Origin of the sequence: Streptomyces globisporus (genome assembly GCF_003501885.1) — a bacterium.
Lineage (GTDB): Bacteria > Actinomycetota > Actinomycetes > Streptomycetales > Streptomycetaceae > Streptomyces > Streptomyces globisporus_D.
The window spans coordinates 1-16,002 of the sequence record NZ_QWFA01000004.1 but is presented as its reverse complement, the minus strand read 5'-3'; the positions used below and the strand labels follow the sequence as shown (position 1 = coordinate 16,002).

Here is a 16,002-nt window from a genome sequence, read left to right as displayed (position 1 = left end):
CGCCGTACCCGGCCCCGTACCCGCGCGCCCCGCCCTCCCCTTCCGGAAACCCATCCCAGGACACAGACATGTTCCGTACCGCCCTGCGCAATGTGCTCGCGCACAAGGCCAGGCTGCTGATGACCGTGCTCGCCGTCATGCTCGGCGTAGCGTTCGTCTCCGGCACGCTGGTCTTCACCGACACCCTCGGCAACGCCTTCCGCAACCAGTCCGCCAAGAGCTACGACAACGTCGCCGTCTCCATCGAGACGTACGCCGGCGACGACGAGAAGACCCCCGGCATCGACGACGCCACCCTGGAGAAGATCCGGGGCCTGGACGGCGTGGCTTCCGCCACCGGCCGCGTCGACGGCTTCGCCGGGGTCGCCGACCCCGATGGCAAGCTGATCGGCAACGGCTGGTCCAACACCGGTGCGAACTTCGCCCCCGGCAAGGACGGCAAGGACGCCCAGTACGCCTTCGTCGAGGGCTCGGGCCCAGTGAAGAACGGCTCGGTCGCGCTCGACAAGGACACCGCGAGCAAGGGCGAGTACAAGGTCGGTGACCCGGTGCGGGTCGCGACCAACGGCCCGGTGAAGGAGTACACCCTCTCCGGGATCTTCACCACCGAGGACGGCGCGGTCAACGCGGGCGGCAGCCTCGTGCTGTTCGACACCCCGACCGCCCAGAAGCTCTACCTGAAGCCCGGTGTCTTCCAGAACGCCACGGTCAGCGCGGCGGGCGGTGTCTCCGACCAGAAGCTGCTGGACGAGATCGAGCCGCTGCTGCCGAAGGACGCCACCGCGCAGACCGGCAAGGCGCTCGCCGACCAGCAGGCCAAGGACATCGAGTCCGGCCTGACCAGCCTCAACACCATGCTGCTGGCCTTCGCCGGCATCGCGCTGTTCGTCGGCATCTTCCTCATCGCCAACACCTTCACGATGCTGATCGCCCAGCGGACCCGTGAGCTGGCCCTGATGCGCGCCATCGGCGCCACCCGCCGCCAGGTGAAGCGCTCGGTGCTGCTGGAGGCCGCTTTCGTCGGCACCCTCGCCTCCGTCATCGGCTTCCTCCTCGGTCTCGGCCTCGCCACCGGTCTGCGCTCCGCGATGGGCCTGCTGGGCGGCAAGATCCCGGCCGGTCCGCTGATCGTCTCGCCCACCGCCGTCGCCTCCGCCTTCGCGGTCGGCATCCTGATCACCGTGCTGGCCGCCTGGCTGCCCGCCCGCAGGGCCGCGAAGATCGCTCCGGTCGCCGCGATGAGCAGCGTCCACGCCACCGCCTCCGTCAAGTCCCTCGTCGTACGGAACTCGATCGGCGGCGTGATCACTCTGCTCGGCTCCGCCGGCATCGTCGGCGGTGCCGCGAGCGGCGGCACCTCGGGCCGGCAGCTGGTCGCCGCGGGCGCGTTCTTCGCCCTGATCGGCATCATCATCCTGATCCCGCTGCTCTCCCGCCCGGTGATCGCGCTGGTCCGGCCGCTGCTGAAGAAGGTGTTCGGCGTCTCCGGGAAGCTGGCCTCGCAGAACGCGGTCCGCAACCCGCGGCGCACCGGAGCCACCGCCTCCGCGCTGGCCATCGGGCTCACCCTGGTCACCGGCATCTCGGTGCTCGGCGTCACGCTCGGCCAGGCCATCGACAAGATGACCACGGACAACATCAAGGCCGACTACCTGATCTCGATGGCGAGCGGCGACTCGCTCGACGAGTCCGCGCTCACGGCCCTGTCGAAGGCCGACGGCGTCTCCGCGCTCTCCCCGCAGCAGGCGGCCTCGCTCCAGGTCGACGGTGAGTACCACTCGGCCTCCGGCGTCACCCCGGGGGACGTGGAGAAGGTCTTCGCGCTGACGACCGAGTCCGGTTCGCTGGCCTCGCTCAAGGACGGCCAGGTCGCGGTCGGCTCCGAGACCGCGAAGTCGAACGGCTGGAAGACCGGCGACACCCTTCCGGTGACGTTCGAGGACGAGAAGAAGGGCGAGGTGACGATCGGGGCGACGTACAAGCAGAACGAGTTCCTCTCGCCCTTCGTCCTCCCGAAGGAGCTGGCCGACCGGCACAGCGCCTCCACCCGCCCGGAGATCCGCGAGATCTGGATCAAGGCGGACGGCGGCGCGAGCAAGGCCAACGAGCAGTCCATCGTGGACGCGCTCGGCGACAACCCGGCGATGAGCGTCATGGACCGGCAGGACATCCGTGACATGTTCGGCGGCTTCATCAACACCGCCCTGAACATCATGTACGGGCTGCTCGCCATGGCCCTGCTGATCGCGGTCCTCGGGGTCGTCAACACCCTCGCGATGTCGGTGTTCGAGCGGCAGCAGGAGATCGGCATGCTCCGCGCGATCGGTCTCGACCGGGGCCGCGTCAAGCGGATGATCCGCCTGGAGGCCGTCGTCATCTCGGTCTTCGGCGCGGTGATCGGGGTCGGCCTCGGCGTCTTCCTCGGCTGGGCGATCGGCCGGACCCTGTCCGCCGACATCCCCGGCTACGCCCTGGTCATCCCGTGGGACCGGCTCGGCATCTTCCTGCTCCTGGCCGGCCTGGTGGGCGTCCTCGCCTCGCTGTGGCCCGCCCGCAGCGCCGCGAAGCTCAACATGCTGACGGCGATCAAGACGGAGTAGCCACGGGTCCCGGGGCAGGGACACAGGGGACGACGAGGGGCCGGTGCACCGCTGGGAAGCGGAGCACCGGCCCCTCGCCCGTGCACCCGTACGGGTCAGGCGTCCGTGTCCGTGTCCGCATCCGCGCCCGCGGTCCACGCACGGGCGCGCAGCGGCAGCCGGGAGCCGCCGCCGACCAGCGGGCGCACCGCGAGGATCTGGTTGACGCCGATCTTGTTGTGCTCGAAGGAGAGCGCCGAGGCCGCCATGTAGAGCCGCCAGACCCGGGCCCGGCCCGGGGAGGTGGCGCGTACGGCCCGCTCCCAGTGCCGTTCCAGGTTGGCCACCCACTGGCGCAGGGTCAGCGCGTAGTGCTCGCGCAGCGCCTCGACGTCCCGGGCTTCGAAGCCGGCCTCCTCCAGGGTGGCCAGGGTGCGGCCGACCGGGGCGAGTTCGCCGTCGGGGAAGACGTAGGCGTCGATGAACGCGTCGATGTGGTAGGCGTCCTCGTCCCGTTCGGGGCGGCGGGCGATCTGGTGGTTCAGGAGGCGGCCGCCGGGCTTGAGGAGGGCGTAGAGGTCCTCGGCGTACTCGCGGTAGCGGACCGAGCCGACGTGCTCGGCCATGCCGATGGAGGAGATCGCGTCGTACGGGCCGTCGTGGACGTCCCGGTAGTCCTGGACGCGGATCTCGATCCGGTCGGTCAGGCCCTCCTCGGCGATGCGCTTGCGGGCGTGGGCGGCCTGTTCCCGGGAGAGGGTGATACCGGTGACCCGGGCCCCGTAGTGGCGGGCGGCGTGGATGGCCATCGAGCCCCAGCCGCAGCCGACGTCCAGGAGCCGGTCGCCCTCCTTCAGACCGAGCTTGCGGCAGACCAGGTCGAGCTTGTCGCGCTGGGCGTCCTCCAGGGTGGAGCCGTCCTGCCAGTAGGCGCATGAGTAGACCATGGAGGGGCCGAGCACCAGGGCGTAGAAGTCGTTGCCGACGTCGTAGTGGTGGCTGATGGCCTCCTTGTCCCGGCGTCTGGTGTGCAGCGGGCCGGAGCGGCGGCGCACCTCCTCGGCGGGCGGGGCCGGCGGCGGCCACGGCCCGGCGAGGCCGAGGAGGCCGCGGGCGAAGGCGCGGACCTTGGGGTCGCGGACCGGGTGGACGGTGTCCTTGGCGTCGGCACCGCGGTCCCAGAGCAGCCCGGCGATCCGGTCGAGCACCTCGTACAGGTCGCCCTCGACGTCGATCTCCCCGGCCACCCAGGCGCGGGCCAGGCCCAGTTCGCCGGGCTTCCACAGGAGGCGGCGCAAAGCGCGGCGGTGACGGATCACGAGGGCCGGGGCGTCGGGCGGCCCCGACTCACTGCCGTCCCAGGCCCGGATCCGGACCGGCAGGGGTTCCGAGAGCAACTCCTCGGCGAGAGCGGTCAGCCGCGACGCGGCGTCTGCCATGGCGCACACCTCCGTGGTGTTTCCCCGACAAGCACAGCAAGCACAAGATCGACAAGCACGAGCAACAGACATGCGCGTAGCCCCGCCACGACACCCCGGGCGCCGTCGCGAGGTACACCTGCGTCAACTCTTCCCGCACCCTCCGTCATCCCGCTACCGGGCAACGAAAGGGCAAAGCGCGCGTGCGTCCCACCCACATCGGCGGGGCCGGGCCACCGCCGCCCACCCGACCCCGCCCCCGGGTACGCCGAAGGGGCCGTCCGCACCACGGATGGCGGACGGCCCCTTCGGGCGTCGTACGGAGCGCTCCTCGCGGAGCGGGTCACCGGAGGGTCAGGAGGCCTTGGCCTTCTCGCCCTCGAGCTTGGCGGCGGCCGGAGCCGGGGCCGGCTTGGCGGCCTCGTAGAACTCCTCGCGCGGCGTCTCCATGGCGCCGAGCGAGACGACCTCGCGCTTGAGGAACATCGCCAGCGTCCAGTCGGCGAAGATCCGGATCTTACGGTTCCAGGTCGGCATGGCCATGCCGTGGTAGCCGCGGTGCATGTACCAGGCGAGACGGCCCTTGAGCTTGATCTTCACCTTGCCCATGACGATCATCGCGACGCCCTTGTGCAGGCCGAGACCGGCGACCGCACCCTTGTTGGCGTGGCTGTACTCCTTCTGCGGGAAGCCCCGCATGCCGGAGATCACGTTGTCGCCGAGGACCTTCGCCTGACGCAGCGCGTGCTGGGCGTTGGGCGGGCACCAGGCGTTCGGGTTGCCGGCGCGGCGGCCGACCATGTCCGGCACCTGGGCGTTGTCGCCCGCGGCCCAGATGTAGTCGGTGCCCTGCACCTGGAGCTTCTCCGAGGTGTCCACGTGACCGCGGGGGCCGAGCGGCAGGCCGAAGCGGGCCAGCGCCGGGTTCGGCTTCACACCGGCGGTCCACACGATGGTGCTGGAGTCGACCTCCAGGCCGTTCTTCAGGACCACGTGGCCGTCGACGCAGGAGTCCATCGAGGTGGAGAGGTAGATCTCCACACCGCGGCTCTCCAGGTGCTCCTTGCCGTAGGCGCCCAGCTTCGGACCGACCTCGGGAAGGATCTTGTCGGCGGCGTCGACGAGGATGAAGCGCATGTCCTCGCGCTTCACGTTGGTGTAGTACTTGGCCGCGTCGCGGGCCATGTCCTCGACCTCGCCGATGGTCTCCGCGCCGGCGAAGCCGCCGCCCACGAACACGAACGTCAGCGCCTTGCGGCGGACGTCCTCGTCGGTCGTGGAGTCGGCCTTGTCCAGCTGCTCCAGGACGTGGTTGCGCAGACCGATGGACTCCTCGATGCCCTTCATGCCGATGCCCTGCTCGGCGAGGCCGGGGATCGGGAAGGTGCGGGAGACCGCGCCCATCGCGATGACCAGGTAGTCGAAGGGCAGCTCGTAGGCCTCGCCGACGAGCGGCGCGACCGTGGCGACCTTGCGGTCCTGGTCGATGGTCGTGACACGACCGGTGAGAACCTCAGCCTTGGGCAGCACGCGTCGCAGCGGGACGACGACATGCCGAGGCGAGATGCTGCCGGCAGCAGCTTCGGGGAGGAAGGGCTGGTACGTCATGTACGACCGCGGGTCGACGACCGTGACGGTCGCCTCTCCGTATCGCATCTTCTTCAGAATGCGACGAGCTGCGTACAGGCCTACGTACCCACCGCCTACAACGAGGATCCTGGGACGCTCCGTGGTGCTCATGCCATCGAGTATCCACCCCGCCCCAGGGGGGTGCTCGTGAGCCCCTTCACAAGGATTGACCGACCCTCTGCTACACTTCGCCGCCCACGTGACCCAGGTCATGGGCACGAAAGGGAACCACGACACCGCGGGAAACGTTGTTCACCGCTTGTGAGCTGGTCCTTGACCCTTCGGGCGGGGCGAACCGCGCCCCTCTTTCATCCGGGCGTAACGCCCCGGGAACGCGCCCGCGACGCTCCCCCGCGAGCCCAGGAGTGCCCCACAGGGGTGCACGGGGCGCGAACTGCGGCCGAGAGAGCCGAATTCCTTGTGAAGAAGTTCACGAACTTTCTCGCCGCGTGTCTCTGAAAGGGTCCCCCGAGCAGCCCACCGCAGCCGGTGGGCGGCTCAAAGGTGCAGGTGACGAAGCGATTGAGCGCCGGCGGTCAGCCCGCCGCATTCCACGCGATCCCGTCCAGGATGTCGTGTTCGCTCACGACGACCTCGTGGGCGCCCGTCCGCTCCATCACCGCGAGCAGGACGAGCGCCCCGGCGCCGATCACGTCGACCCGGCCGGGGTGCATCACGGGGATCGCGGCGCGCTCCTCGTGCGTCGAGCGCAGCAGGTGCTCGGTGATCGCGCGGACCTGGCCCCGGGAGACCCGGGAGTGGTGGATGGCCCCGGAGTCGTACTCCTCCAGCTCCAGCGCGATCCCGGCGATCGTGGTCACGGTGCCGGCGAGGCCGACGAGCGTGCCCGCGCCGGTGAGCGGCACGGTCTGCTCGGCGAGGTCGAGGGCGGCGTCGATGTCCGCGCGGATCGCGGCGGCCCGCTCGTGGCTCGGCGGGTCCACGACGGCCCCGTCCACGACGAGGTGACGCTCGGTCATCCGTACGCAGCCGATGTCGACGGACCGGGCCGCCTCCACCTCGTCCGAGCCGAGGACGAACTCGGTGGAGCCGCCGCCGATGTCGACGACCAGATACGGCTTCGCCAGATGGTCGCTGCCGGCCAGCTCCTTGGTGGCCCCGTCGAAGGAGAGCTGGGCCTCCTGGTCGCCGGTGATCACCTCGGGCTCGACGCCCAGGATGTCCCGCACCCCGGCCACGAAGTCGGCGCTGTTCTCGGCGTCGCGGGAGGCGGAGGTGGCGACGAAGCGGATCCGCTCCGCGCCCAGCTCCTCGATCGCGGCGGCGTACTCGCGGCAGGCCGCGAACGTCCGCTCCAACGCCTCGGGGGCGAGCCGGCCGGTCCTGTCGACGCCCTGGCCGAGGCGGACGATCGTCATCCGCCGGTCCAGCTCGGTGAAGGAGCCGGTGGCGGGGTCCACATCGGCGACGAGCAGCCGGATGGAGTTGGTGCCGCAGTCGACGGCGGCGACCCGGGTCATGCGCCCTGCCCGTCGGCGGGGCCGTCGAGCGGGCGGAAGGCGAAGTGGCCCTCGTCGCCCTCGTCCACCGTCCAGCCATCGTCCTCGACCTGCGGCGCGCACGGCGCGACGCAGGGACCCTTGGCCCACCACTCGGGCAGCATCGCGATGGCCTCGTCGCCCAGCGGGTTCACCCCGGGGCCCGCGGCCAGCGAGTGGCCGACCAGGACGTGCAGGCACTTCACCCGGTCCGGCATGCCGCCCGCGCTCGGGAAGCCCTCCAGAACCTCGATGGCGTCGCGGCGGGTGATGTAGTCCTCGTGCGCGGCCCGGTAGGCCTTCGCCAGCTCCGGGTCGGTCTCCAGACGGGCCGTCATCTCCTTCATGACCCCGTTGGCCTCCAGCGTGCCGATCGCCGAGGCCGCCCGGGGGCAGGTCAGGTAGTACGTCGTCGGGAACGGCGTGCCGTCCTCCAGACGGGGCTGGGTCTCCACCACGTCCGGGTTGCCGCACGGGCAGCGGTGCGCGATGGCGCGCAGACCGCGCGGCGGGCGGCCGAGCTGCTGCTGGAACGCGGCGATGTCCGTGTCGGTGGGCTTGGTGGACTCGGTCTGCGGAGGGGGCGTTTCCATGCCTGCCTTGGTTCTGCTCGAAGCTCGTAAAAGGGGGTCGCGGCTCGGTCAGTCGCGGTCGTCACGGTCGGCGCTGTCCACGCCGTCCCAGAGGTTGGAGTGCCAGGGCCGGTCGCTCGCACCGGGCTCCGACCGACGGTCCTTCGCCGCGTCGGGGTCGGCCACGGTGTAGCCGGTCTCCCCGGGAAGGACGTAATGGAGGTGCTGGCGGGCCAGGCGCATGATGTACGCGTCGTCCTGGAGCCGCGCCTTCTCGTCCCGCAGCTCCTCGGTGCGCCGCTGGGCCTCCTGCGAGAGCCGCTCCTGCTCGGCGATCTCGTCACGCTGGGAGACGTACTGCCGCATCGGGTAGGCGAGCGCCACCACCAGGGAGCAGACGACCAGCGCCAGGAACGCGGCCCGGCCGGTGAGCCGGGAGCGGCGGGCCTGGCGGCGGTTCTGCGATCGGTACACGCGGGCCGCGGTCTGCTCACCGAGCAGCCGCAGCCTGGTCGCGGTGGAGAACCGGTCACGGTCCTTGCCGGCCATGTCTCCCCGCCTCCCCGTCACATACGTCCGTCCCCGCACACGGTACGGGACCGGGTGCGGGGACGGGCGGAGGCCACCGGCTTGACGCTACGGGTCAGCCCTTGAAACGCGGGAAGGCGGAGCGGCCCGCGTACACTGCGGCGTCGTCGAGGATCTCCTCGATGCGCAGCAGCTGGTTGTACTTGGCGACGCGGTCCGAGCGGGCCGGGGCGCCGGTCTTGATCTGGCCGCAGTTCACGGCGACGGCGAGGTCGGCGATGGTGACGTCCTCGGTCTCGCCGGAGCGGTGCGACATCATGCACTTGAAGCCGTTGCGCTGCGCCAGCTCGACGGCGTCCAGGGTCTCGGTCAGCGAACCGATCTGGTTGACCTTGACGAGCAGGGCGTTGGCGGAGCCCTCCTCGATGCCGCGGGCCAGGCGCTCGGGGTTGGTGACGAAGAGGTCGTCGCCGACGATCTGCACCTTGGAGCCGATGCGGTCGGTGATGACCTTCCAGCCGGCCCAGTCGTCCTCGTACAGCGGGTCCTCGATGGAGACCAGCGGGTACGCGGAGACGAGCTCCTCGTAGTACTCGGTCATCTCGGCGGCCGAGCGGGACTTGCCCTCGAACTCGTAGACGCCGTCCTTGTAGAACTCGGACGCGGCGACGTCGAGCGCGAGCGCGATGTCGCGGCCCGGGACGTAACCGGCCTCCTTGATGGCCTCGACGATGAGGTCCAGGGCGGCGCGGTTGGACTCCAGGTTCGGGGCGAAGCCGCCCTCGTCGCCGAGTCCGGTGGACAGGCCCTTCGTCTTCAGGACCTTCTTCAGCGTGTGGTAGATCTCCGCGCCCCAGCGCAGGGCCTCGGAGAAGGACTCCGCGCCGATCGGGGCGATCATGAACTCCTGGATGTCCACGTTGGAGTCGGCGTGCGAGCCGCCGTTCAGGATGTTCATCATCGGAACGGGCAGCAGGTGCGCGTTCGGGCCGCCGAGGTAGCGGAAGAGCGGCAGGTCGGACGCCTCGGAGGCGGCGTGCGCGACGGCCAGCGAGACGCCGAGGATGGCGTTCGCGCCGAGCGAGGCCTTGTTCTCGGTGGCGTCCAGGTCGAACATCGCCTGGTCGATGAGGCGCTGCTCGGTGGCGTCGTACCCGACGAGCTCCGGGCCGATCTGCTCGATGACGGCGAGGACGGCCTTCTCGACGCCCTTGCCCTGGTAGCGGTTGGGGTCACCGTCGCGAAGCTCGATGGCCTCGAACGCACCGGTGGAGGCGCCGGACGGAACGGCAGCACGGCCCGTGCTGCCGTCGTCGAGGCCGACCTCGACCTCGACCGTGGGGTTGCCCCGGGAGTCGAGGATTTCCCTGGCTACGACGACGTCGATGGACGGCACGAGGCATCTCCTTCTGGGATCTGACACTGGTTGTGCAGGGTCACTGTGGCCTTGCGACCCGAGCCTATCCGGCCCGGCCGCGTCCGTCGGCCGACCGCCCGTCTCCTGGGACGAAAAAGGACCCAAGGACCTGCATATCGGGGCAGAACTCTAGAAATCTACTGAGCGGTAACAACAAGAGGTGAACGCATACGGCCCCCGGACGCCCGCCGTCCACGAAGAACCCGGCCCGGCACGCTGGGGGGAAGAGCGCGCCGGGCCGGGAAGCCGTGCGAGGGAGAGTGCCGCCGGACGCTCTCCCTCCGGGGAGGAGAGACGGCGATTACTTCAGGTGGAGCTGCTGACCCGGGAAGATCAGGTTCGCGTCCTCGACGATGTCGTCGTTGAGCTTGAAGAGCTTGCTCCAGCCGCCCTTGACGTCTTCCTTCTGAGCGATCTTGCTCAGGGTGTCGCCGGCCTTGACCTTGTACTCGCCGTCGCCCTTCTTGACCTTGTCGCCGGTCGGGGTGGTGACGGTCTTCTTGCTCTCGGCCTTCGGGGCCTCGCGCTGCTCGCTGCGCGTGGTGGGCTGCTCGGCCTGGCGCTCGGGCTGCGCCTGCTCGGGCTTGCTCTCGGACTGGCCGGAGCCGCCGGGGTTCACGCCCGGGTCCACACCGTCGTTGGTGAGGCCGCCGGCGCCGGCGCAGGCCCAGGCACCCGGGCCCTGCATGTCGAGGAGCTTCTCGGCGGTGGCGATCTGCTGGTCCTTGGAGGCCAGGTCGGCGCGCGAGGCGTACTGCGTACCGCCGGCGGCGGCCCAGCTGGACTGCGAGAACTGCAGTCCGCCGTAGTAGCCGTTGCCGGTGTTGATGGACCAGTTGCCGCCGGACTCGCACTGGGCGACGGCGTCCCAGGTCTCGACGGAGGCGGCGGAAGCGTTGGTCGCGCCCATCAGCGGGACGGCGACGGCGGCACCGGTGACACCCGCGAGGGTGGCGATACGGGCGGCCTTGGACGGGCGGCGGTGCTTGCCCTTGCTGTTCAGCAGCATGGAACGAATCTCCTCACCGACGCCTACGAGGTGAGCTGTCGGGTTCGGGCTGATGAGTTGCCCGGCCGTGCGTCCTTGCGCACGGCTTCACCCCTAGCCGGTCCCGTACGCCCCCTCCTCACGAAGGGGCCGTGCGGACCCGGCGGCTTACCTGGGTCCCCCGCTCCTGCCTACGGCGCTTACGCGTCTGTTCCCTTCGACCGACGGCAGGATTCGGCGTGACGGTCGACGGGGCCCGCGGTGCGAGCGGCTTAGACCGTAAACACAGGCAACCCCGACATTCAAAGATGGACATAGGGGGCAATCGGCCCGAACTCGCGGCGGCCGGTGGGCCGTTTCCGCAGGTCGGGGGTGATGTGTGCGAATGAGCCGGAAGGGGCGCGCGAGTTGAAGCAAAGAGACCCATGTCTCACTTACACAAAGTGGACATAGGCCTCTTAACTGCCTCTGGTTTCGGGGTATTTTCCCGAATTGATTCAGTTGGCGGCAGGCGCCTCGGCGGGCTCCTCGGCAGGCTCTTCGGCACCTTCGGGCGCGGCCTGGCCGACAGCCTGGTCCAGCCCCAGATCCAGGTTCTGGCCGGGCAGGATCAGGTCCGGGTCGGAGCCCAGGAGGTCCTTGTTGGCCTCGTAGAGACCGGTCCAGCCGTCAGGGAGTTCCTGGGCGTCGGCGATGGCCCAGAGATTGTCGCCGGGCTGCACCGTGTACGCATCGGTCGCCGCGCCGCCGTCCCGGGCGTCGCCGTCGCCGCGCGAGGCGTGCCGACCGGATCCGCGCGGGCCGTCCTCCTGGCCCGCTCCGGCCTCCTCGGGCGCGGGGGCGCCGCGGTGCTTGCCGCCCTTGCCCTTCGAGGAGTCGGGGGCGGTGGAGGGGTCGGTGGCGCCGGGGGCCTCGGAGGAGGGCGGAGTGGAGGGCGTCACCGAGGAGTCGGGGGCTTCGCCGCCCTTCTCCGCGTCCGCGCTGTCACCCTTGTCCGCGGGGTCGCCCTTCCCACCCCTGCCGCTCTCGTCACCCTTGTCACCCTCGCCGGACTCATCGGCTTCACCGGACTTGCCGGATTCATCCGCTTCGTCGGATGCGTCCGCCTCATCGGTCGGGGTGGTCGACGGGTCGGGGGCCGGCGAGGTGCCCGGGTCGACGCCCGGGAGGCTGCCGTCCACCGCGAGACCCGAGATCACCGCACAGCTCGGCCACGCCTTGGGGCCCTGGTCGTCCAGGACCTTCTCTGCGACGGAGATCTGCTGCGACCGGCTGGCCAGGTCGGCGCGGGGTGCGAACTCCGTACCGCCGTACGCCGACCAGGTCTCCTGCGAGAACTGGAGCCCGCCGTAGTAGCCGTTGCCGAGGTCGGCGCTCCACATTCCGCCGCTCTCGCACTCCGCGACCCGGTCCCAGGTGGAGGCCTCGGCGGCGGTCGCGCCGCTCGCCCCGAGCAGCGGGATGGCGATGGCCGATCCCGTCACACCTGCGGCGACAACGATGGCGGGTGCCTGGCGAGGGCGGCGGTGTCTGCCGTTCGCGGAGCCCATGGGTATGCCTTCCGTGCGACTGACAAGCGAGTGACCTGAGCGCCGCGCAGCGGGATTCCGTGCCTGCGTCGGCGCACAAGTGACGCGTGAGCAACGTGCGGCCTACGCGTCGAACCGTGAACCTAGCGGGACTCGAACGTGTGTCACAAGTCGATGCAGCGCAGATCACGTGAAAGTCACAGAGTTGACAGCGTGTCACTTTTTTCGGAGCGGATCCCGGGCTCGAACTCGACCGGAAGGGTGCGCAGTCCGCGCATGATGAGCCCGCCGCGCCAGCGCAAATCGGCAGGTTCCGCTGCAAGTCGCAGGTCAGGGAGGCGTCTCAGGAGGGTGGCCAGCGCGGTCTGCCCTTCGAGCCGAGCCAGCGGCGCCCCCAGGCAGTAGTGGATGCCGTGCCCGTAACCGAGGTGCTGATTGTCACTCCGTGCAAGGTCCAGAACGTCCGGATCCGCGAACCGCTCCGGGTCGCGGTCGGCCGCCGCGAGCACGACCAGAACGGGGTCCCCGGCGGCGATCTCCGCGCCGCCCAGGGTCAGCGGCTCGGTGGCGTACCGCCAGGTCGCCATCTCGACCGGCCCGTCGAACCGGAGCAGCTCCTCCAGCCCGGTCGCCAGCAGCGCGCCCTCCCCGGCATTGAGGGAAGCCTGCAGCGCGGCCCGCTGCTCGGGGTGGCGCAGCAGCGCGTAGGTCCCGTTCCCGATCAGATTGACGGTCGTCTCGAATCCGGCGAAGAGCAGGATGAAGGCCATCGCGGCCGCCTCGTTCTCCGTGAGGTGCTCGCCGTGGTCGCTGGCCCGGATCAGCCCGGAGATCAGGTCGTCGCCGGGATTCTCTCTTTTGCGGTGGATGAGTTCGGCGAGATAGCCGCGCATCTTCTTCACCGACCGGGCGACCCCGCCGCGCGGCCCGCCCCCGTGCCGGATCATCATGCCCGCCCAGTCCCGGAAGTCGTCCTGGTCCTCGCGCGGGACGCCGAGCAGATCGCAGATGGCGTAAATGGGGAGCGGGAAGGCGAAGTCATGGATCAGATCGGCCTTCCCCTCCTCGATGAACCCGTCGATGAGCTGGTCCGTCAGCTCCTGCACGCGGGGCGCGAACTCCGCGACCCGGCGCGGGGTGAACGCCTTGGACACGAGCCGGCGCAGCCGGGTGTGGTCCGGCGGGTCGATATTGAGCAGATGCGTCATCAGCTCCGCCTTGCGCTCCCCCGGGATCCCCGTCTTCCCCTTGGCGTGCGGCGACTCGGCGTGGTTGGCCGGGTTCTTGGAGAGCCGCGCGTCGGCAAGCGCCTGCCGGGCATCTCCGTACCGCGTCACGAGCCACGCCTCGACCCCGCTGGGCAGCGCGGTGCGGTGCACGGGGCGGTGCTCGCGGAGCCAGGCGTAGGCGGGGTAGGGGTCGGTGGCGAACTCCCAGGTGAAGAGTTCGGGTGCGCCTTCGGGGGTGGTGGTGCCGTGGGGGCAGGCGGAGCTGTCGTTCACGCGCCCTCCACCGCCACGATCGCGTCCCGGTACGCCCGTGCCGCCGCGCGCAGGGCGGCTTCCGGGTCGGTGCCGTTCGCCTCGGCGGCGACGGCCAGGGCGAGGAGGTCGTAGCCGATGGAGTCGCCGGCGGGCTCTCCCGTCGGGAGGGGGACGTCGAGGCCGGCCGTACGGACCCGGCTGCCGAGCTTCGCGGCGAGGGCCAGGCCGGGCTGGCCGAGGGGGACGCCGTCGGTGACCGAGGTGCGCTGCTTCTCGATCGCCTTGGTGCGCAGCCAGTGCGCGTGGACGTCCTCGGGGGTCTCGGCGGTCTCGTCGCCGAAGACGTGCGGGTGGCGGTGGATCAGCTTCTCGACGAGGCCGCCCGCCACGTCGTCGATGGCGAACGGCTCCTCGGGGTCCTCCTCGGCGATGCGGGCGTGGAAGACGACCTGGAGCAGGACGTCGCCCAGCTCCTCGCGCAGCTCGTCCCGGTCGCCGTCCTCGATCGCCTCGACCAGTTCGTACGCCTCCTCGATGGCGTACTTGGCGAGGCCCCGGTGCGTCTTCTGCGAGGTCCAGGGGCAGGCGCGGCGGATCCGGTCCATGACCTGGACCAGGTCGAGGAGGCGGGCGCCGGGCAGGTCGTAGGAGCCGGGGAGCAGCTCCAGGTCCGGCATGGCCACCCGGCCCGAGCCGCCCAGGCGGGCCAGGCCGTCGGTGAGGGGGGCGTTGCCCTCTCCGCCGGTCAGGACGACCACCGTCCGGCCGCCCGCGCAGTCCGCGACCAGCTCGTCCGCGGAGGGCGTGGCGTGTTCGACGCGTACGCCCGCCTCGCGGAGGTAGGGCAACTGCGGCTGGTCCGGATCCGCGGTGAGGACGCGGTCGGCGGCGTGCAGGGTCTGCCAGGCGGGCCAGGACAGCAGGCCGGGCGCGACCCGGTGGCTGGCGGTGAGCAGGACGATGCGGCCGGGGTCGGCGGGGGGCTCGACGGAGGTGTCGGGGGCTTCGGCGTTCACCCTGTGAACCTACCTCCGCAGGAGATCCCGCCTCCGGCCGCGGCCGGTCAGGCCTCCGTCGGCTGCTCGGGGGTGAACTCGGTGCGCTGGGTGATCCAGGGCGCGCTGTAGTTGCCGAGCTGCATCTTCTGGTCGTCCCAGGTGCCGAAGCGCGGGTTGACGTCGATGTCGAGGGCCTTGGACGCCTTCGTGAGGGCCTCGCCGACGACCTGCTGGCCGGCGGGCGTGCCCAGGTCCGCGCCGAGCGCCCGGGCCAGCTTCGGGAGCTGGACCTCCTGGCGCATGTCGGCGTCGATCTGGTCCGGGGCCACCCAGCGCTGCTGGAGCATCATCGCCTCGAACTGCTCCTCGCCGCCCTGCTGGGCGAGGCTGGCCTGCCGCATCTCCTGGATCTCCTTGCGGGAGACCCTGACCCCCGCGTCCTCGGCGGCGCGGTCGAGGATCCGGCCGAAGATCAGCCCGTGCAGCTTGGCGCGGTTGAGCTGGCCCGACTTGTTCACCAGCTGGGCCGCCTGCGGGGAGCTCTCCTGGGCGGTGCGGACCTCCGCGGCCCGCTCCTGGACCGCCGACACCTCGATCCGCTCGCCGCCCACGACGGCCGCGGCACCGGGGTGGGCCTGGTTGCCGCAGGCCGACAGGAGCGGCGCGGCGACGAGCGTTGCGGCGAGGACGGAGAGCGCGGTGCGACGGCGGCGGTGCAAAGGAGCCTCCCGGGGAGAGTTTGTGCATCGGTGCACAAAGCCTTGCGGTGATCGATGTTAGGCAGTGGATGTGGCCTGTGCCACTGATTCGACCAACGATTCGGGAGGAGTTGGGGATGTGGTCCGCGAAGGGCGGTGCTCCGGGGCGCTTTCAGGGGCGCTTTCAGCCACCGCGGACGTCCCGTTGGTGGCTGAGCAGGCGGCGCAGGTCCATGGGCAGCGGGTGGTGCGGCCCGTAGGTGCGCTCCGCGTCGTACAGCAGCGCCTGGAGCTGGGCCCGGCCCGCGGTGTGGTCGCCGACCGCCAGGAGCAGCTGTCCGATGCGGTGCCGGATGTCGAGGGCGCGGCCGGGATCGGAGGTGATCGGCCCGTAGGCGTTCTCGTAGTACGGGAGGACCGCGCGGTACTCGACCAGTGCGGCCCCGGCCTCGCCGAGCTGCTCCAGGCACTGGGCCGCGTCGTAACGGAACTGGAGGGCCTGGCTGTCGGCCGGGCCCGACTCGGCGGTGCGGTCCTCGGCGAGGCGGCGCAGTTCGGGCAGGGCGCGGCGGTACTGCCCGTCGTCCATGAGCGTCGCGGCGTACTGCTTGCGCAGGATGCGGACGACCGGTGAGTGCTCGCCGTGCTCGGCCGCGGCGGCCG

Annotated in this window: 12 protein-coding genes, 1 pseudogene and 1 riboswitch; of the genes and pseudogenes, 1 reads left to right on the top strand and 12 read right to left on the bottom strand. The window is 70.8% G+C overall.

Annotated features, from left to right (window positions below; genetic code table 11):
* Positions 1-68 precede the first annotated feature (68 nt).
* Positions 69-2,600 carry an ABC transporter permease gene (locus D3105_RS01465; RefSeq protein ID WP_118899196.1) on the top strand — a complete coding sequence of 844 codons (2,532 nt, stop codon included), beginning with the start codon at positions 69-71 and terminating at the stop codon, positions 2,598-2,600.
* 95 nt (positions 2,601-2,695) lie between these two features.
* Here the strand turns inward: D3105_RS01465 and D3105_RS01460 are convergent, their stop codons facing one another.
* The 12 genes and pseudogenes from D3105_RS01460 to D3105_RS01405 all read right to left on the bottom strand — a co-directional run.
* Positions 2,696-4,018, bottom strand: a complete 1,323-nt coding sequence (locus tag D3105_RS01460; protein WP_118899195.1) for an SAM-dependent methyltransferase — start codon at positions 4,016-4,018, stop codon at positions 2,696-2,698.
* Positions 4,019-4,351: 333 nt separating this feature from the next.
* Positions 4,352-5,737 carry an NAD(P)/FAD-dependent oxidoreductase gene (locus D3105_RS01455; RefSeq protein ID WP_118899194.1) on the bottom strand — a complete coding sequence of 462 codons (1,386 nt, stop codon included), beginning with the start codon at positions 5,735-5,737 and terminating at the stop codon, positions 4,352-4,354.
* 425 nt (positions 5,738-6,162) lie between these two features.
* The gene (locus D3105_RS01450) at positions 6,163-7,107 is read right to left on the bottom strand and encodes a Ppx/GppA phosphatase family protein (protein ID WP_118899193.1); all 945 of its coding nucleotides are present in this window, start codon (positions 7,105-7,107) and stop codon (positions 6,163-6,165) included.
* On the bottom strand, positions 7,104-7,718 hold the full coding sequence (locus D3105_RS01445) for a DUF501 domain-containing protein (RefSeq protein WP_118899192.1): 615 nt from the start codon (positions 7,716-7,718) through the stop codon (positions 7,104-7,106). The genes D3105_RS01450 and D3105_RS01445 overlap by 4 nt, the downstream gene beginning before the upstream one ends.
* A 48-nt stretch (positions 7,719-7,766) precedes the next feature.
* On the bottom strand, positions 7,767-8,246 hold the full coding sequence (locus tag D3105_RS01440; protein WP_118899191.1) for an FtsB family cell division protein: 480 nt from the start codon (positions 8,244-8,246) through the stop codon (positions 7,767-7,769).
* Positions 8,247-8,340: 94 nt separating this feature from the next.
* Positions 8,341-9,621 (bottom strand): phosphopyruvate hydratase, encoded by a 1,281-nt coding sequence (gene eno / locus D3105_RS01435; protein WP_006125111.1) that lies wholly within the window; start codon positions 9,619-9,621, stop codon positions 8,341-8,343.
* 322 nt (positions 9,622-9,943) lie between these two features.
* Complete coding sequence (locus D3105_RS01430) at positions 9,944-10,651, bottom strand: transglycosylase family protein (RefSeq protein ID WP_030710354.1); 708 nt, start codon at positions 10,649-10,651, stop codon at positions 9,944-9,946.
* A gap of 5 nt (positions 10,652-10,656) precedes the next feature.
* Positions 10,657-10,839: riboswitch (cyclic di-AMP (ydaO/yuaA leader) on the bottom strand.
* Between the two features lie 288 nt (positions 10,840-11,127).
* A complete protein-coding gene (locus D3105_RS01425) occupies positions 11,128-12,180 on the bottom strand; it encodes a transglycosylase family protein (protein ID WP_118899190.1) in 1,053 nt (350 codons plus the stop codon).
* 176 nt (positions 12,181-12,356) lie between these two features.
* Complete coding sequence (locus D3105_RS01420) at positions 12,357-13,661, bottom strand: cytochrome P450 family protein (RefSeq protein ID WP_118899189.1); 1,305 nt, start codon at positions 13,659-13,661, stop codon at positions 12,357-12,359.
* On the bottom strand, positions 13,658-14,659 hold the full coding sequence (locus D3105_RS01415) for a nucleoside triphosphate pyrophosphohydrolase (RefSeq protein WP_118899188.1): 1,002 nt from the start codon (positions 14,657-14,659) through the stop codon (positions 13,658-13,660). Before D3105_RS01415 ends, D3105_RS01420 begins: the two co-directional genes overlap by 4 nt.
* A 47-nt stretch (positions 14,660-14,706) precedes the next feature.
* Entirely contained in the window at positions 14,707-15,360 is a 654-nt protein-coding gene (locus D3105_RS01410; RefSeq protein WP_118899187.1) for a SurA N-terminal domain-containing protein, read from the bottom strand.
* 163 nt (positions 15,361-15,523) lie between these two features.
* A pseudogene (locus D3105_RS01405) lies at positions 15,524-16,002 on the bottom strand (serine/threonine protein kinase); the annotation flags it as partial.